The organism is Mycobacterium sp. HUMS_12744610 (genome assembly GCF_041206865.1).
GTDB classification, from domain to species: domain Bacteria; phylum Actinomycetota; class Actinomycetes; order Mycobacteriales; family Mycobacteriaceae; genus Mycobacterium; species Mycobacterium servetii.
This window is the reverse complement of record NZ_JBGEDP010000001.1, coordinates 4,845,363-4,861,172: the sequence shown is the minus strand read 5'-3', so window position 1 is coordinate 4,861,172 and position 15,810 is coordinate 4,845,363. Positions and strand designations below refer to the sequence as shown.

At 68.9% G+C, this 15,810-nt stretch carries 16 protein-coding genes and 4 pseudogenes; 8 read left to right on the top strand and 12 right to left on the bottom strand.

All coding sequences use genetic code 11. From position 1 onward, the window contains the following. Positions 1-58 precede the first annotated feature (58 nt). Entirely contained in the window at positions 59-1,039 is a 981-nt protein-coding gene (gene rsgA, locus AB8998_RS23595; protein WP_369740071.1) for a ribosome small subunit-dependent GTPase A, read from the bottom strand. Continuing rightward, entirely contained in the window at positions 1,036-2,385 is a 1,350-nt protein-coding gene (gene aroA / locus AB8998_RS23590) for a 3-phosphoshikimate 1-carboxyvinyltransferase (protein WP_369740069.1), read from the bottom strand. The genes rsgA and aroA overlap by 4 nt, the downstream gene beginning before the upstream one ends. A 43-nt stretch (positions 2,386-2,428) precedes the next feature. Here aroA and AB8998_RS23585 point away from each other — a divergent pair, with 43 nt between their 5' ends. After that, positions 2,429-3,187 carry an SOS response-associated peptidase gene (locus tag AB8998_RS23585; protein WP_369740067.1) on the top strand — a complete coding sequence of 253 codons (759 nt, stop codon included), beginning with the start codon at positions 2,429-2,431 and terminating at the stop codon, positions 3,185-3,187. Between the two features lie 16 nt (positions 3,188-3,203). Here AB8998_RS23585 and AB8998_RS23580 read toward each other — a convergent pair whose 3' ends face one another. After that, on the bottom strand, positions 3,204-4,568 hold the full coding sequence (locus AB8998_RS23580; RefSeq protein ID WP_369740065.1) for an HNH endonuclease signature motif containing protein: 1,365 nt from the start codon (positions 4,566-4,568) through the stop codon (positions 3,204-3,206). A gap of 121 nt (positions 4,569-4,689) precedes the next feature. Here AB8998_RS23580 and AB8998_RS23575 point away from each other — a divergent pair. Then, positions 4,690-4,962: pseudogene (locus AB8998_RS23575) on the top strand (3-hydroxyacyl-CoA dehydrogenase NAD-binding domain-containing protein); the annotation flags it as partial. A gap of 56 nt (positions 4,963-5,018) precedes the next feature. Here the strand turns inward: AB8998_RS23575 and AB8998_RS23570 are convergent. Then, on the bottom strand, positions 5,019-6,254 hold the full coding sequence (locus AB8998_RS23570) for an IS256 family transposase (protein WP_369741377.1): 1,236 nt from the start codon (positions 6,252-6,254) through the stop codon (positions 5,019-5,021). Between the two features lie 128 nt (positions 6,255-6,382). Here AB8998_RS23570 and AB8998_RS23565 point away from each other — a divergent pair. Beyond that, a pseudogene (locus AB8998_RS23565) lies at positions 6,383-6,982 on the top strand (3-hydroxyacyl-CoA dehydrogenase family protein); the annotation flags it as partial. Here the strand turns inward: AB8998_RS23565 and AB8998_RS23560 are convergent. Together AB8998_RS23560 and AB8998_RS23555 are read right to left on the bottom strand one after the other, a co-directional pair. After that, on the bottom strand, positions 6,976-7,434 hold the full coding sequence (locus AB8998_RS23560) for a YbaK/EbsC family protein (RefSeq protein ID WP_369740062.1): 459 nt from the start codon (positions 7,432-7,434) through the stop codon (positions 6,976-6,978). The pseudogene AB8998_RS23565 and the gene AB8998_RS23560 overlap by 7 nt on opposite strands. Positions 7,435-7,447: 13 nt before the next feature. Further along, positions 7,448-8,296: an SDR family oxidoreductase gene (locus AB8998_RS23555; RefSeq protein ID WP_369740060.1), complete on the bottom strand. Its 849-nt coding sequence runs from the start codon at positions 8,294-8,296 to the stop codon at positions 7,448-7,450. A gap of 277 nt (positions 8,297-8,573) precedes the next feature. Here AB8998_RS23555 and AB8998_RS23550 point away from each other — a divergent pair, with 277 nt between their 5' ends. Further along, the gene (locus AB8998_RS23550) at positions 8,574-9,230 is read left to right on the top strand and encodes a sigma-70 family RNA polymerase sigma factor (RefSeq protein ID WP_369741728.1); all 657 of its coding nucleotides are present in this window, start codon (positions 8,574-8,576) and stop codon (positions 9,228-9,230) included. After that, positions 9,227-9,583, top strand: a complete 357-nt coding sequence (rsrA, locus tag AB8998_RS23545) for a mycothiol system anti-sigma-R factor (protein ID WP_369740058.1) — start codon at positions 9,227-9,229, stop codon at positions 9,581-9,583. Before AB8998_RS23550 ends, rsrA begins: the two co-directional genes overlap by 4 nt. A gap of 21 nt (positions 9,584-9,604) precedes the next feature. Here rsrA and AB8998_RS23540 read toward each other — a convergent pair whose 3' ends face one another. Continuing rightward, positions 9,605-9,679 carry a 50S ribosomal protein bL37 gene (locus tag AB8998_RS23540; RefSeq protein ID WP_369741727.1) on the bottom strand — a complete coding sequence of 25 codons (75 nt, stop codon included), beginning with the start codon at positions 9,677-9,679 and terminating at the stop codon, positions 9,605-9,607. A 207-nt stretch (positions 9,680-9,886) separates the two neighbouring features. On the opposite strand from AB8998_RS23540, the gene AB8998_RS23535 reads away from it, so the two are divergent. Both AB8998_RS23535 and AB8998_RS23530 read left to right on the top strand, forming a co-directional pair. Continuing rightward, positions 9,887-10,102 carry a biotin/lipoyl-binding carrier protein gene (locus AB8998_RS23535; protein ID WP_040622133.1) on the top strand — a complete coding sequence of 72 codons (216 nt, stop codon included), beginning with the start codon at positions 9,887-9,889 and terminating at the stop codon, positions 10,100-10,102. A gap of 46 nt (positions 10,103-10,148) precedes the next feature. Next, positions 10,149-11,651, top strand: coding sequence for a sensor histidine kinase (locus tag AB8998_RS23530; RefSeq protein ID WP_369740055.1), 1,503 nt, complete (start codon positions 10,149-10,151; stop codon positions 11,649-11,651). 59 nt (positions 11,652-11,710) lie between these two features. Here the strand turns inward: AB8998_RS23530 and whiB1 are convergent. Together whiB1 and AB8998_RS23520 are read right to left on the bottom strand one after the other, a co-directional pair. Beyond that, a pseudogene (gene whiB1 / locus AB8998_RS23525) lies at positions 11,711-11,964 on the bottom strand (transcriptional regulator WhiB1). Between the two features lie 267 nt (positions 11,965-12,231). Continuing rightward, positions 12,232-13,206, bottom strand: a complete 975-nt coding sequence (locus tag AB8998_RS23520) for a diacylglycerol/lipid kinase family protein (RefSeq protein WP_369740053.1) — start codon at positions 13,204-13,206, stop codon at positions 12,232-12,234. 289 nt (positions 13,207-13,495) lie between these two features. Between AB8998_RS23520 and AB8998_RS23515 the strand changes: the two genes are divergently transcribed. Continuing rightward, positions 13,496-13,888 carry a hypothetical protein gene (locus AB8998_RS23515; RefSeq protein WP_369741726.1) on the top strand — a complete coding sequence of 131 codons (393 nt, stop codon included), beginning with the start codon at positions 13,496-13,498 and terminating at the stop codon, positions 13,886-13,888. Here AB8998_RS23515 and AB8998_RS23510 read toward each other — a convergent pair. The 3 genes and pseudogenes from AB8998_RS23510 to AB8998_RS23500 form a co-directional block, all read right to left on the bottom strand. Further along, a pseudogene (locus AB8998_RS23510) lies at positions 13,840-14,043 on the bottom strand (GNAT family N-acetyltransferase); the annotation flags it as partial. The gene AB8998_RS23515 and the pseudogene AB8998_RS23510 sit on opposite strands and share 49 nt — an antisense overlap. Before the next feature lie 7 nt (positions 14,044-14,050). After that, a complete protein-coding gene (locus AB8998_RS23505) occupies positions 14,051-15,151 on the bottom strand; it encodes an isochorismate synthase (RefSeq protein WP_369740052.1) in 1,101 nt (366 codons plus the stop codon). Further along, complete coding sequence (locus AB8998_RS23500; protein WP_369740051.1) at positions 15,148-15,759, bottom strand: acid phosphatase; 612 nt, start codon at positions 15,757-15,759, stop codon at positions 15,148-15,150. The genes AB8998_RS23505 and AB8998_RS23500 overlap by 4 nt, the downstream gene beginning before the upstream one ends. Positions 15,760-15,810 lie beyond the last annotated feature (51 nt).

Genomic DNA, 15,810 nt, shown 5'->3' with positions numbered 1-15,810 from the left:
CGCACATGTACGGCCCGTCCGGCCTGTCGCCGTGCAGACACGCACCCTCGGCGGGCCGTCAGGCCTGATGGAGCGCCGCCAGCAGCCGGCGCGCCGCGGCCACGCGGCGTACGGCCGGCCCGGTCAGCGCGTCGAGCGCGCATTCGGGGTCGGCGGGCGGCCCCATGTGCCCGCAGCCGCGCGGGCAGTCGCCGATCGCGTCGGCGAGGTCCGCGAAGGCCATCAGCACGTCGTCGGGCTCGATGTGGGCCAGCCCGAACGAGCGGATGCCCGGGGTGTCGATCACCCAGCCGGAACCCTGCAGGGGCAGCGCCAGTGATTGGGTGGAAGTGTGCCTGCCCCTGCCGATCTCGGTCACCTCACCGACGGCCCGCGCCGCTTCGGGCACCAGGCGGTTCACCAGCGTGGACTTGCCGACCCCGGAATGCCCCAGGAGCACGGTGATCTTGCCGGCGAGCAGGTCCGCCACCGCGAGCAGCGGGTCGTCGCGGCCCGCGACGACCACCGTCAGCTCGAGGTCGACGAACTGGTCGGCGAACGGCTCCGGCGGGGCGAGGTCGGTCTTGGTCAGGCACAGGATCGGCTTCAGCCCGCCGGCGTAGGCGGCGATCAGCGTGCGGTCGACCAGGCCGGTGCGCGGCGGCGGGTCGGCCATCGCCACGACGATCAGCAGCTGGTCGGCGTTGGCGACCACCACCCGCTCGCTGGGGTCGGTGTCATCGGCGGTGCGCCGCAACACCGTTCGGCGTTCCCCGCGGCGCACGATGCGGGCCAGGGTGTCCGGCCGCCCCGACAGGTCGCCGACCAGGTCGACGTCGTCGCCGACGACGATCGGAGTGCGGCCCAGCTCGCGGGCCCGCATCGCGGTGACCCGGCGAGCGGGGTCGCCGCCCAACACGCACCCCCAGCGGCCGCGGTCGACGCTGACCACCATGGCGGATTCGGCGTCGGCGTGCTCCGGACGGGTCTTGGTTCGCGGTCGCGATCCCCTTCCGGAGCGGACCTTGACGTCGGACTCGTCGAGATCGCCGCGCCTCAAACGCCGGGCTCTTCCCCGATTGCCCGACTCCTCCTCGGGCCGCCACCGCGGCCCGCATCGTCGCCGGGCTCCAGCATGCGCGCCCACAGCTGCGGAAACTCCGGCAGCGTCTTGGTGGTGGCGCCGATGTCGTCCACCTCGACCCCGGGCACCCGCAACCCGACGATCGCACCGGCCATCGCCATCCGGTGGTCGGCATACGCGCGCCAGGTACCGGCGTGCAGCGGCGTCGCGGTGATCACCAGCCCGTCGGGTCTCTCGGCGCAATCGCCGCCCAGGCGGTTGATCTCGGTGCGCAGCGCGGCGAGCCGATCGGTCTCGTGGCCCCGCAGATGCGCGATGCCGGAGAGGCGCGACACCGATCCCGGCGCGGCCAGCGCCGCGAGTGCCGCCACCGTCGGCGTCAGCTCGCCGACGGCGCGCAGGTCGACGTCAAAACCGGGATAGTCCGCCGAACCACGCACCTCCAGCACTGAATCCGATTGGGTGACAACGGTATCGAGTGCACCCAACACTTTCAGGAGGTGGTCGGCCGGTTGCACGCTGGCCGCGGGCCAGCCGGTGATGCGCACCGTTCCGGCGGTGACCACCGCCGCCGCCAGGAACGCGACCGCGTTGGTCAGGTCCGGCTCGACCTCCCAGCGCCGGGCCGTCACCGCGCCGGGCCGCACCCGCCAGCGATCGGGAATGGAGTCGTCGACGTCCACCCCGGTCTGCCGCAGCATCTCCACGGTCATCGCGATGTGGGGGGCCGACGGCAGCGTCGAACCCGTGTGTTGCACGGTCAGGCCCTCGCGGAAGGATGCCGCGCACAACAGCAGGCCGGACACGAACTGCGACGACGCCGACGCGTCGATGGCCACGGTGCCCCCGGCGACGCCTCCGCCGCCGTGGACCCGGAACGGAAGCCCGCTGCCTTCGATCCGGACGCCCAGCCCGCGCAGCGCGTCGAGCAGCGGTGCGATGGGCCGGGTGCGGGCCTGCTCGTCGCCGTCGAACTCGACCACCTCATCGGCCAGCGCGGCCAGCGGCGGGACGAAACGCAACACCGTGCCCGCCAGGCCGCAGTCGACCCGCGCGCCGGGCCCCGGGGCGACCTTGCCGCTCACCGTCAGTTCGGACCCGGTCCCGTCGACGCGCAGGCCGAGGGTGCGCAGGGCCCCGATCATCAGGTCGGTGTCGCGGCTGCGCAGCGCCCCGCTGATCGTCGAGGAGCCCTGATGCTGCGCGGCCGCCAGCGCTGCCAGCACCAGCGCCCTGTTGGTCTGCGACTTCGATCCCGGGACGGTCACGGTCGCATGCACGGGTGCGGTCGCGTGGGGGGCGGGCCACGGCTGGGTGCTCACCGGTCCATCATCGCCTGTCGTCGGTTCTGCCACCATGGGAGTCATGTGCGGACGGTTTGCGGTCACGACGGATCCGGCACTGCTGGCCCAGAAGATCAAGGCGATCGATGAGGTCACGACGACGGCGGGGGCTGCGGCGCCCAACTACAACGTGGCGCCCACGACCAGCATCGCCACCGTCGTCACACGGCACAGCGAACCCGACGACGAGCCGACCCGCCGCGTGCGATCGATGCGCTGGGGTTTGGTGCCGCCGTGGGTCAAACCCGGTCCCGACGGGGCGCCGCAGGCCAAGGGTCCGATGCTGATCAACGCCCGCGCCGACAAGATCACCACCTCGCCGGCGTTTCGGTCGAGCGCCAAGAGCAAGCGCTGCCTCATCCCGATGGACGGCTACTACGAGTGGCGGGTCAACGACCCGAAGGCGGGCCAGAAGTCGCGCAAGACGCCCTTCTACATGTACCGCTCCGACGGGGAGCCACTGTTCATGGCGGGGCTGTGGTCGGTCTGGAAGTCGGCCGACGACGCGCCGCCGTTGCTGAGCTGCACGATCATCACCACCGACGCGCCCGAAGAACTCGGCGAGATTCACGACCGGATGCCGCTGGTGGTGCCCGAACGCGATTGGGACCGCTGGCTGGACCCGGACGCCCCGGCCGACGAAGACCTGCTCGCACGGACGCCCGACGTCCACGGCATTTGCATGCGCGAGGTGTCGATGCTGGTCAACAACGTCCGCAACAACGGACCGCAACTGCTCGACCCGGTCGAGTCGCAGCCCGAGCAGATGAAACTGCTGTAGGCACGCAACGCTGCCGCTATGCCGCGTCATCGTCTTCGTCTGCGCGTAGCAGTTTTTCGGGGTGCCAGTAGGTGTTTTTTCGGGGTTGGCCGCGGTCGAGGTGTGGGGGTGGGATCCATTCGGTGTCGCCGTTGGTGTTTTTGCGGGTGGTCCAGCCGCGGGGTTGTAGGAGGCGGTGGTGGGGGCCGCAGGCGAAGGTGAGGTCGTCGATGTCGGTGCATCGACAGGTGGCCCAGTCGGTGACGTGGTGGACTTCGCTGTAGTAGCCGCCCACGGTGCAGCCGGGGGCTGAGCAGCCGCGGTCTTTGGCGTAGAGCACGATTCTTTGCGCGGGGGAGGCCAGGCGTTTGGTGTGGTAGAGGGCCAGGGTTTTGCCTTTGTCGAAGATCACCAGGTAGTGATGGGCGTGGCGGGCCAGGCGGATGACATCGCTCATGGGCAAGATGGTGCCCCCGCCGGTCAGGGCGCATCCGGCGGCGGCTTCGAGTTCGGCCAGGGTGGTGGTGGCGATGATGGCGGCCGGAAGCCCGTTGTGTTGGCCCAGCTTCCCGGAGGCCAGGATCGCGCGGAGTGCGGCGAGCAGGCCGTCGTGCTGGCGTTGGGCGGGCCCGCGGGCATCTTTGTCGATGGCGTCCTGGGTGGGGGTGCCGTCGATGCAGGGGTGCTCGTCGAGGGGGTTGCACATGCCCGGGGCGGCGAGTTTGGCCCACAGGGCTTCGATCGTGGCGCGCAGTTCGGGGGTGATCCAGCCGCTCAGGTGTGACATTTTGTCGGGGCCCTGGGCGCCCAGGATCAGCCCGCGCCGCCGGGCCCGGTCCTCGTCGGTGTAGTTGCCGTCGGGGTTGAGGGCGTTGTCGAGTTGCTCGGCGAGCCCGCTGAGTTGTTCGGGGCGGATTCGGGTGCCGTGGCGGGCCAGGTCGGCTTCGGCGCGTTCGCGGGTGGGTTGGTCGACCCAGCCGGGCAGCTGGCGGCAGAAGCGGCGGATCACCGCGACGTGCTCGGGTCCGAGCGTGCCCTGGCGCTGACGCAACGCGGTCTCGGCCAACACCGGGGGCAGGGGTTGGCCGGTCAGCCCGTGTCGCTCGCCTAGGTCGGCGGCCTCGCGGACCCGGCGGGCGGCCTGGGGGCGCGAGATCGAGGTGGCCTCGGCGATCGCGTGGGAGAGCTTGCCGCCCAACTCCTCCGCGCTGGCCTGATGGGCCAGGGTGTTGATCACCGCATGCTCGAGGGCGGGCAGGCGCCGGCGCACCGTTTCCACCCGCCCCAGCCAGGCCAGCAACTCCGGGGTGCTCAACGCCTCGCAGTCGAACCCCAGCAGCGTGTCCACACTGGCATCCAGGGCGTCGAACGCCGCCCTGAGCTCCTCCCGGTCAACACTCACACCGTCAAACTATGCGCACCCACCGACAACAAACCCCGGAATGTGACCACAGAAACCACAGTGACACAAGTTATTTGAAGTCCGGCAACGGTGCAGCGGGCGCTGGCAATAGCATGCGTGGGTGACTGGCTCCTATCCCTACGCATTCGACGACGTCAAAAACCGCCCGGTCGCGGTGATCGGCGCGGGGACCCTCGGTCGTCGCATCGCGCTGATGTTCGCCGGCCGCGGGGGAACCGTGCGGATACACGCCCGCCGCGCCGAGCAGCTCGCCTCCGCGACGCAATACGTGGCGGAAAATCTCCCGAAGTTGTTGGTGGACAGAGGCTTCGGCGAACCAGGTACCGCGACGGCCGCGGACTCGCTGGAGGCGGCATTGGACGACGCCTGGCTCGCGAGCCTGTCACGATTTCTGTGTAAGTCAGAGGTGATTTGACTACGAGTTGTATTCTAGCACAATGGGATTCGCCCAGGGAATAGTCTGGCGAGTGTGTTGAGCGCCACAGTCCAGTTGTGCGTTCCAGTACCCGAATAGCCTCCTCTCTCGCTGGAGATGTTGCGCAGCCCGAGGTACAGCAACTTCATCGCGGCGTCCTTGTCCGTGAAATGACCACGGTTCTTGGTGATCTTGCGCAACTGGAAGTTGATCGACTCGATCGCATTGGTGGTGTAGACGATCTTGCGCAACTCCACCGGATAGTCCAGGAACGGAACGAATTCCCCCCAGGCGTTGTGCCACACGTCAATTGCACCCGGATATTGGGCGCCGAATTGCTGGTCGAACTCCTTGAGTGCGAGTTCGGCTCCATCGACGGTCGGCGCACTGTAGATCGCCCGCATCGCGGTGGCGACCTTCTTGCGGTCCTTATAAGACACGAAGCGCATCGCATTCCTAATGACGTGCACGACGCAGGTCTGCACCACGGTATCGGGATAGATCGAGCGGATCGCATCAGGCAGACCGGTCAGCCCGTCGCAGCAGGCGATGAGGATGTCGCGCACCCCGCGGTTGCGCAGGTCGATGACGACCTTCTGCCAGAACTTCGCCCCCTCGGAGTCCTGGATCCAGCAGCCCAAGGCGTGTTTGCGGCCCTCCAGATCCACGCCAATGGCCAAATAGGCGACCTTGGTGGTGATGACCCCGTTGTCGCCGATCCGCAGCCGCAGCCCATCGATGTAGAGGATCGGGTAGACCTCATCGAGCGGGCGGGCCTGCCAGGCCTTGATCTCATCGACCACCACCTCGGTGATATTGGAGATCAACTCCCGCGACACCGACGCCCCATAGACCTCCTGCAGGTGGGCTTCGATATCGCGGGTGGTCATTCCCCGTGAATACAGCGACAACACCACCGAATTGATGTTGTTGAGCCGGCGGGTCTTCTTCGGCACAATCGCCGGCTCAAACGAGCCGTTGCGATCACGCGGCGCATCGATCTGCACCGGGCCGTTGACGGTGGTCACCGTTTTCGGCGTGGTGCCGTTGCGCGAATTTCCCGATCCGCGTCCGGCCGGATCGCCGGCCTCATAGCCCAGATGGTGGGTTAGCTCCGCATTCAGCGCCCGCTCCAGCACGGCCTTAGTCAGCTGGTTCAGCAAACCGTCCGCGCCGTCGATCGGGGTCCCGGTCTTCACCGCATCCTTAATCAACGAGTCCAGCGTCTCTTCGGTGAACATCTCGGCCAGCCGCCGCGCCGCGGTCGTCTCCTCAGCCGGCATCTGCATGGTCTTGGTCACAAAACACTCCTTCTGTCCGCCCAACGGCGGTCCGATGATGGACCACCCCGGACTTACACAGATGGAATGACACGCCCTGGCTCGCCGTCGAATCCGTCCCCGAGAAACTCGAAACCAAGATCGCCGTCTGGGGCCAGATCGACCGGGCCGCGCCGGCGGACACCATCTTCGGGACCAACTCGTCGTCGCTGCCCTCGCGCCTGATGGCCGAAGGGGTGCGGGACAAGACGCGGTTGTGCAACACCCACTTCTACATGCCGCCCGGGATCAACGCGGTGGAGTTGATGTCCGACGGCAACACCGCTCGCGGTGTGCTGGACACGCTGCTGACGGTGCTGCCCGAGTACGGGTTTCGGCCCTTCGAGGTGCGCCGGGAGTCCACCGGGTTCATCTTCAATCGCATCTGGGCGGCCATCAAGCGCGAATCGCTGGCCGTCGTCGCCGAAGGCGTGGCCCGGCCCGAGGACGTCGACGGCATGTTCAAGGAGAACTGGCGCGTGCCCGTCGGGCCCTTCCAGATGATGGACCAGGTCGGCCTGGACGTCGTCCTCGACATCGAAAACCACTACACCGCGGAGTTCCCGTACCTAGCCACCCGCGCGCGAGACCTGTTGCGGGCCTACGTCGACGCGGGAAAACTCGGCGTCAAGACCGGGGAGGGCTTCTATACCTACTGAACCGCGATGTCGGCGGTGACCGCCCCCGTCAGCCGGATCAGGTCCGCGGGGGCCACCGCGACGTCCCAATGGCGCCTGCCCGCACTGCACAGCACCCGGTCCCAGCGCAGCGCCGAGGTGTCGACGACGGCGCGCAGCCGCCGGCGCTGCCCGAACGGTGAGATACCGCCGACCTTGTAACCGGTGACCCGTTGTGCGACAACGGGTTCGGCCATGGCGGCCTTGGGCGCGCCCAGCGCGCCCGCCGCGGCCTTGAGCGACAGCTGCCGCGGCACCGGCAGCACCGCGACGGCCAATCCGCCGGGCAGCGCGATGATCAACGTCTTGAAGACCTGTTCGGCGGCGACGTCGCTCGACTCCGACAGGTCGCCGACGGCCTCGAAGTGGACGATCTCGTGCGGCACCCCCGCCGCGACCAGCGCGGCGATGCCTGGAGTGGCGGCGCGGGCCACGCCAAAAACCCCTCTAGGGACCCGAGTATCCCGGCGGGTTGACGCCGTCGACCCAGAAGTCCAGGCCGAGTTCCGACCCCGGCACGCAGTCGTACACCGACAGGTCCGTGACACCGGACTCGACCAGCACGTCCTCGCACAGCAGCGACTTGCCGGTGTACTCGCGGGCGGGCTTGTTGAGGATGACGTAGGCCGCGTCGGAGTACACCTCGGGCTTGCGGGCACGGCCCATCGCCTCGTCGCCGCCGAGCAGGTTCTGCACCGCGGCGGTGGCGACCAGGGTGCGCGGCCACAACGTGTTCGACGCGATGCCGTCGGCGCGCATCTCCTCGGCGATGCCGAGTGCGCACAGCGTCATGCCGAACTTGGCCATCATGTACGCGGTGGGTTTCAGCCACTTGCTTTCCAGCAGCACCGGCGGCGACAGGGTCAGGATGTGGGGGTTCTCGCGGCCCTTCATGTGCGGGATGCAGGCCTGTGACACCGCATAGGTGCCGCGCACCTGGATCCCGTTCATCAGGTCGAACCGCTTCATGGGCACCTCGAGGACCGACCCCAGGTTGATCGCCGACGCGTTGTTGACGCAGATGTCGATACCGCCGAACTGCTCGACGGCCTTGGCCACCGCGGATTCGACGGATTCCGGGTCCCGGACGTCCCCTACGATCGGCAGCGCCTGTCCGCCGGCCTCCTCGAGTTCCTTGGCCGCGGTGTAGACCGTGCCCGGCAGCTTGGGGTGCGGTTCGGCGGTCTTGGCCACCAGGGCGATGTTGGCGCCGTCCTGTGCGGCGCGTTTGGCGATCGCGAGGCCGATACCGCGACTGGCGCCGGAGATGAACATGGTCTTGCCGTTCAGAGACATGGCGTCACACTAACCTCCGGCTGCGACGGCGCCGATGGAGCCTCGGAATACGGCTCCGGCCAGCGCTGTTGCACCACCCGGTTTCCGATGCGCGCGAGCACCCGCAGACACTGTCGGGGGCAGCCTTTAGATTGGGAGGAGCAGTCTGGTGTCGACGGCGACGAGCCTGTTGGGCAGCCCGCCGGGCGCCGGGCAGTTGGCTCGCATTCTTGCGGGTCCGGGCGCGTTTCCGGTCTCGTCCGGCGACACCGCAGCAGAAGGGACCGGGGTAATCGACATGGCCGACTTCGAAGATGGCCGGGACGGCGCGATGCCTTCGGAGCTTCCCGAGCCCGAACCGGAGACCGACGAGGAACTGACCGCGCGGTTCGAGCGCGATGCGATTCCCCTGCTGGACCAGCTCTACGGCGGTGCGCTGCGCATGACGCGCAACCCGGCCGACGCCGAAGACCTCCTGCAGGAGACGATGGTGAAGGCCTATGCGGGCTTTCGTTCCTTCCGGGCCGGAACCAACCTCAAGGCGTGGCTCTATCGCATCCTGACCAACACCTACATCAACAGCTACCGCAAGAGGCAGCGACAGCCGACCGAGTACCCGACCGAGGAGATCACCGACTGGCAGCTGGCGGCCAACGCCGAGCATTCCTCCACCGGGCTGCGTTCGGCCGAGGTCGAAGCCCTCGAATCGCTGCCCGACACCGAGATCAAGGAAGCCTTGCAGGCATTGCCGGAGGAATTCCGGATGGCGGTCTACTACGCCGACGTCGAGGGTTTCCCTTATAAAGAGATCGCCGAGATCATGGACACGCCGATCGGCACCGTCATGTCACGGCTGCACCGTGGTAGACGTCAGCTGCGCGGTCTGCTGGCCGACGTGGCCAAAGAGCGGGGCTTCAATCGAGGTCACCAGGCGCACGAGGAGGTGTCGTCATGAGGCGCGCCGGCGACGATGCAGAGCGAAGCGATGAGGACGAGCGGCGCTCGTCGAGCGAGTTGTCGGGCCAGGACGGCTCGTGCCCCAACGACCATGCCCACGGCGGTCTCGGCTGCGCCGAGGTGATCGCCGAGGTGTGGACCCTGCTCGACGGCGAGTGCACACCGGAGTCCCGCGCGAGGCTGCGCCAGCATCTGGAGGCGTGCCCCGGATGCTTCCAGCACTACGGGCTCGAGGAGCGGATCAAGGCGCTGATCGCCTCCAAATGTCAAGGCGAGAAGGCCCCGGACACCCTGCGGGAGCGGCTTCGGCTGGAGATCCGCCGCACCACCATCATCCGGGACATGCAGTAGCGCTACCGGCGCGCGGGACGCTCAGGTGTTGGGCCGCTTGCCGTGATTGGCCTTGCTGTACTTGCGGTCGCGCTTCTTGCGGCCACGCTTGGCCATCGTCGTAACCTCCGAATTTGGTCGAAAACCGGGCGTCCGGCGCCCGTCGTGTCGCCCCACAGTCTCTCACGCCGCGTGGATGCGTGACCAACAGCCCGCGCGCCGAGGTCCCCGGCGGCGTTGTGGTTCGATATACATGAGCTTGCGACAGAAGCTTGCTGGGTCGGCAGCCAGCGTGCGCCGACGGCCGGAACGAATGAGGTGGAGATGGCGGAGGATGTTCGCGCCGAAATCGTGGCCAGCGTGCTTGAAGTCGTCGTCAACGAGGGTGACCAGATCGGCAAGGGCGACATCGTCGTGCTGCTGGAGTCGATGAAGATGGAGATTCCCGTCCTGGCCGAGGTCGACGGCACGGTCAGCAAGGTGAGTGTCTCGGTGGGCGACGTCATCCAGGCCGGTGACCTCATCGCCGTCATCAGCTAGCCGTTGGGTCCGCGCATCAACCGCCGGGACGGCTCGGGAGTTGTCAATGTCGACCCTCGGTGACCTGCTCGCCGAGCACACGATGCTGCCCGGCAACGCGGTGGACCACCTGCACGCGGTCGTGGGGGAGTGGCAGCTGCTCGCCGACCTGTCGTTCGCCGACTACCTGATGTGGGTCCGCCGCGACGACGGGATGCTGGTGTGCGTCGCGCAATGCCGGCCGAACACCGCGCCCACGGTCATGCACGCCGACGAGGTGGCGAGCGTCGTCGACGCCGGGCAGCTGCCGTTGGTGGCCGAGAGCTTCGCCTCCGGCGCGACCGTCCGGAACCACGACGGGGATCCGAAGACGTCCTGGCAGCTGCTGGGACCCCACGTCGAGGCGTCCCCGGTGCGGTATGGCGGCCAGGTGGTGGCGGTGCTCACGCAGCACCAGAACGCGTTGGCCACCCGCCGCAAATCCGGCCGTCTCGAGACCGCCTACCGGGAATGCGCGACGAGCCTGGTGCAGATGCTGGCCGAGGGCACCTTTCCCGACGTCGGCGACGTGGCCATGTCCCGCTCGACGCCGCGGGCGGGCGACGGCTTCATCCGACTCGACGTCGACGGTCTCGTCGTCTACGCCAGCCCCAACGCCCTGTCGGCCTATCACCGGATGGGGCTGACGACCAAGCTGGAGGGCTGCAACCTGATCGAGGTGACACGGCCGCTGATCTCGGACCCTTTCGAGGCCCAGGAGGTGGCCGAGCACATTCACGACCTGGTGGCCGGCGGGCTGAGCATGCGGATGGAGGTCGACGCCGGCGGCGCCACGGTGCTGTTGCGGACGCTGCCGCTCGTCGTCGACGGCGCCAGCAAGGGGGCCGCGGTGCTGATCCGCGACGTCACCGAGGTGAAGCGCCGCGACCGCGCCCTGATATCCAAGGACGCCACGATCCGCGAGATCCACCACCGGGTCAAGAACAACTTGCAGACCGTGGCGGCGCTGCTGCGGCTGCAGGCCCGCCGGACGGTCAACGCCGAGGGGCGGGAGGCGCTGATGGAGTCGGTGCGGCGCGTCTCCTCGATCGCGCTGGTCCACGACGCGTTGTCGATGTCGGTGGACGAGCAGGTCAACCTCGACGAGGTCATCGACAGGATCCTGCCGATCATGAACGACGTGGCGTCGGTGGACCGGCCGATCCGGATCAACCGAGTCGGTGACCTCGGGGTGCTCGACTCCGACCGCGCCACGGCACTGATCATGGTGATCACCGAACTCGTGCAGAACGCGATCGAGCACGCGTTCGATCCCGCGGCCCAGGAGGGTTCGGTGACGATCCGGGCCGAACGCTCCGCGCGCTGGCTGGACGTGGTGGTGCACGACGACGGGCGCGGACTTCCCGAAGGGTTCAGCCTGGAGAAGTCCGACAGTCTTGGCCTGCAGATCGTGCGGACGCTGGTATCGGCGGAACTGGACGGCACGCTCGGCATGCGGGACGCGGCCGGGCATGGCACCGATGTGGTGCTACGGGTGCCGATCGGTCGTCGGGCCCGGCTGCTGCTGTAGCCGCATACAACAGTGCGGCCCCGACAATCGTGGGGGCCGCACTGTTGTATGAAACTGTGTCAAACTCCGCTACGGGCCTTCGTCCGAGCGCTGCGACGCTTCAGGGCGCGTCGTTCGTCTTCGCTCATCCCACCCCATACGCCGAGTCCTGACCGGTGTTCAGGGCCCAGGCGAGGCACTCGGTCGTCACCGGGCACCGGTTGCAGATCAGTTTCGCGTCAGCGATCTGCGCGAGCGCCGGGCCACTGTTCCCTACCGGGAAGAACAGCTCCGGGTCCTCGTCACGACAGACCGCCTTGTGGCGCCAATCCATTCGTTGTAACTCCTCACTGAGTGCGCAGCAAGACGCACGGTATTTTCTCCGGCTGTTAAGCGTGCAGAAGAAAACGGCTCCGTACCCCTACGTAAATTTCTGCATGCAACCTTTTGATCGTTTCACAGGCTCAACAGAAGTCAATAGCGTGCGTTCGCTCGTGGGCTATCTCACTTTGGCGAACTCTTAGTCAAGCCCTTACTCCGTTGTACTACACTGAGCCGCTACGCTCCCGAGAATTTTTTCCCGTACTTCCCTGGTGCCCTGTTACCGCAGTTCAGGCTGGTTCTTGGTCGGAGGTGCCACGACCGACAGTGCGTCGGGAACCGCCCGGAAAGTCATGGTTTCGCGGGTGCCGAGGTAGTCCCCGTCGAACTGGCAGGCAACCGGGCCCCCCGTCGAGGTGACCCGCAGGGAGGCGACGTCGTCCTCGGTGATGAGGTTCTTCAACTCGAACTTGGGCCGCTTGGCGAGCATTTGCCGGACGATGCGCAGGGTGGGGATCAGCTTCAGGCTGGTGGGGGCGAACACCCCGAGTCCCGACTCGAAGCTGCATCCCGGATTGGTCCACACCGGCCGCTCGTTGGCGAAGGTCCACGGGCTCGAATTCGACACGAAGACGAAGCTCACCCCGGTGAGCGGGGCGCGGGCGGGCAATTCCAGTGTCAGCATCGGTTCGCGGCGCGTGTAGCCCCACACGGCCGGGACCGCGGCGCGAACGTAGCGCCACGGCGTCACCGCGCCGCCCTTGTTGCGTTCGGCCTCCACCGCCGCGACCACCTCCGCGTCGACGCCCATGCCGGTGTTTAACACGGCCCAGCGCTCGCCGCAGTCGATCAGCCCGATGCGGCGCCACCTCTGGTGAAGGCGGTAGTCGTCGAGCAGCTGGATGAGCTGGTTGGTGGCCGCGACCGGGTCGCGGGAAATGCCCAGCGACCGGGCCAGCACGTTGGCCGAGCCGCCGGGGACCACCGCGACCGCGGGCACGTGCCACGGTGGTGTCGCCCCGGGGCTTCCGAGCAGGCCGTTGACGACGCCGCTGACCGTGCCGTCGCCGCCGTGCACCACGACCAGGTCGACGCCGTCTTTCGCGGCCGCCTGCGCGAGCTCGGTGCCGTGGCCGCGGTGGTTGGTGTGCTCGACGGTGAGCTGCAGGCGGCTCTTGAGTGCGTGCGTCAGCAGGTCGCGGCCGGCGGGTGTGGTGGACGTTGCTGTGGGGTTGACGATCAGCACGGCGCGCATGACGACTGAGCTTAGTTCCGGCGACGATGCGGGCCGTGATACGGCCCGAGGAGGAGGCGGGCGATGTGACCGGGCCCGGCGACGATGCGGGCCGTGATACGGCCCGAGGAGGAGGCGGGCGATGTGGCCGGGCGCGGCGACGATGCGGGCCGTGATACGGCCCGAGGAGGAGGGGGAGGAGCCTCCCGGCCGCGGAGCGGCGCGGGCGAGTGCGGTGGCCGGTGACTACGCTGGCGCCGTGGCACTCCCCAGCAGGCAGGTGACGCCGGCCGTGGTGCGGGCGGCGGGCATGGTCGTCGCCGCCCAGGGCGCGGTCGGGCTGGTGGTGGCCGCGGTGCTGGTGGTCCGGGGAATCGCGGGCGCCGACCAGCGCCTGGTCAACGGGCTCGGGACCGCAGTGTGGTTCGTCCTGGTCGGCGGCGTGGTGCTGGCCGGCGGGCGTGCGCTGACCCTCGGCAGACGCTGGGCCCGCGGGCTCGCGGTGGTCACGCAGCTGCTGCTGCTCCCCGTGTCGTGGTACCTCGCGGTTGGTTCGCATCGGCCGGCCTTCGGGATCCCGGCGGGGGTGGTGACGCTGGGCGTGCTGGCGCTGCTGTTCAGCCCCGCCGGCGTGCGCTGGGCCGCCGGGGGCGATCAGCGCGGGCCGGCCAGTTCGGCCAATCGGGAGCCGGACAACAGGTAGGCGGTCGGGTCGCGTCGCGGCTTGCCCTGCCCGCCGACCCAGTCGTACAGGGCGATGGCGCCGGAGTTTCCGGTGAGCGCCGCCCACGCGAGCCGCGAGTAGCCGTTGTCGAGGCATTCGCGCGCCAGCGCCGACAGGTGCAGCCGCGCGACACCGCCGTGGTCACGTGCGCACTCCCAGAGCCGTGAGTATCGTCGCGAATTTCGTTGTGGTCTCGTCGAGTTCGTCGTCGGGATCGGACTCGGCGACGATGCCGCCGCCGGCCCGCGCCAGCGCGGTACGCCGGTCGGCCGAGAGCTGCGCACAGCGGATGGACACCACCCAGGTGCCGTCGCCGCGCGCGTCGCACCACCCGACCGCCCCGGCATAGAACCCGCGGTCCCCTTCCAGCTCCGCGATGAGCTCGGTCGCGGCCTTGGTCGGGACGCCGCCGACCGCCGGGGTGGGATGCAGCGCCAATGCCAGATCGATTGCGGTCGTGGACTTGTCGCGAAGCCGGCCGCTGATCGGCGTGCACAGGTGCCACACCGCCGCGGTGCGGCTCAGGTGGGGTTCGGGCGCGATCGTCAGGTCATCGCACAGTGGCTCCAAAACCGCCCGGATGGCGTCGATCACCAGCTGGTGCTCGTGGCGGTTCTTGGCCGAGCCGGCCAGGGTGGCGCCGTTGGCGGCGTCGCGTTCGGGGTCGGCGTCGCGGGGGGCCGAACCGGCGAACGGCTGGCACACGACGCGGTCCCCGGACCGGGCGACCAGGAGTTCGGGGGTGGCGCCCACCAGGACGACGCCGCGGTAGTCGCCACCGGCGGCGCTCAGGTCGACGAGATAGCCGTAGGCGGCCGGGTCCGCGGCGAGCAGTCGGCTCAGCACGACCCGCGCATCCAGGGGAGCGTCCGCGGCCAGCCGCAACGCGCGGGCCAGCACCACCTTGCGTAGTGAGCCGCCCGGTGCGCGGAGCCGCTCGCGTGCGCGGCTGACCCGGTCGCGGTAGTCGGCGGGCGGCGGGACGGCGGCGGCGACGTGCACCGCCGGCAGCGGGCCCGTCGGCCAGTCGGGGCGACCCTCGGTGCGCGCGACGCTGCCCGGCGCCAGCAACGCGGCGGGCTTATCCGTGTCGAAAGGCAACGCGCCCAACACTATCGGCACCGACCCGGAGCGCAGCGCCGCTCGAGCCGCGCGCACGTCGCAGAATCGGTCGCGCACCCCGTCGGCGACCAGCGCCCCCCGCGGCCCGCACAGCGCGAACGGCGGCTCGGTGGCGCTCACCCGTGTGCGAGCGCCTGCGCGCGACCGGTCAGCCCGAGCGCGGCGAGCTGCCGCACGCCATGCTCGAACCCGCACACGGCGATCGAACCGGCGACCATCCAGAAGCGGCTGCCCTCGACGAGCGGCAGTTCGAGCCAGCGGGTGATCACCGAACGCGAAAAGTGGCTGTGGCCCACGAACACCACGTCGCGCGAGGTCATGTGCCCCAACGCCAACGCGATGGCCCGATCGGCGCGTTCGCTGACCTGCGCCACGCTCTCCCCGTCGGGGCATCCGTGCGTCCAGACCAGCCAATCGGGTACCGATTCGTGGATCTGCGGGGTCGTCAGTCCCTCGTAGGCCCCGTAGTCCCATTCGGCGAGCAGCGGGGTCACCTCGTCGATCGACAGCCCGGCCAACTTGGCCGTGGTGACGGCGCGTTGCCGTGGGCTGCTGAGCACGACCGGGTCGGTCAGCTTGAGTTGGGCCACCACCCGCCCGGCGAGCTCGGCCTGCTCCCGGCCATTCTCGGTGAGTTCGAGATCGGTCCGGCCCGTGTGCTGGCCGGACTTGGACCACGCGGTTTCCCCGTGGCGCAAAAGGACCAGTCGGTGGTTGTGCAAGCCCATGCGACCGATTCTGCCCGACGCGGACCGGGGCCCGTCGGCCGCAGCGCAGGG

Excerpts from the sequence above, each read along its gene's own strand:
- AB8998_RS23515 (WP_369741726.1), top strand. The coding sequence starts at position 13,496 with ATGGTCGTCGCCGCCCAGGGCGCGGTCGGGCTGGTGGTGGCCGCGGTG.
- AB8998_RS23535 (WP_040622133.1), top strand. The coding sequence starts at position 9,887 with ATGGCGGAGGATGTTCGCGCCGAAATCGTGGCCAGCGTGCTTGAAGTC.
- AB8998_RS23585 (WP_369740067.1), top strand. The coding sequence starts at position 2,429 with ATGTGCGGACGGTTTGCGGTCACGACGGATCCGGCACTGCTGGCCCAG.
- AB8998_RS23555 (WP_369740060.1), bottom strand. The coding sequence starts at position 8,296 with ATGTCTCTGAACGGCAAGACCATGTTCATCTCCGGCGCCAGTCGCGGT.
- AB8998_RS23530 (WP_369740055.1), top strand. The coding sequence starts at position 10,149 with ATGTCGACCCTCGGTGACCTGCTCGCCGAGCACACGATGCTGCCCGGC.
- AB8998_RS23520 (WP_369740053.1), bottom strand. The coding sequence starts at position 13,206 with ATGCGCGCCGTGCTGATCGTCAACCCCACAGCAACGTCCACCACACCC.
- rsrA (WP_369740058.1), top strand. The coding sequence starts at position 9,227 with ATGAGGCGCGCCGGCGACGATGCAGAGCGAAGCGATGAGGACGAGCGG.
- AB8998_RS23550 (WP_369741728.1), top strand. The coding sequence starts at position 8,574 with ATGGCCGACTTCGAAGATGGCCGGGACGGCGCGATGCCTTCGGAGCTT.
- AB8998_RS23500 (WP_369740051.1), bottom strand. The coding sequence starts at position 15,759 with ATGGGCTTGCACAACCACCGACTGGTCCTTTTGCGCCACGGGGAAACC.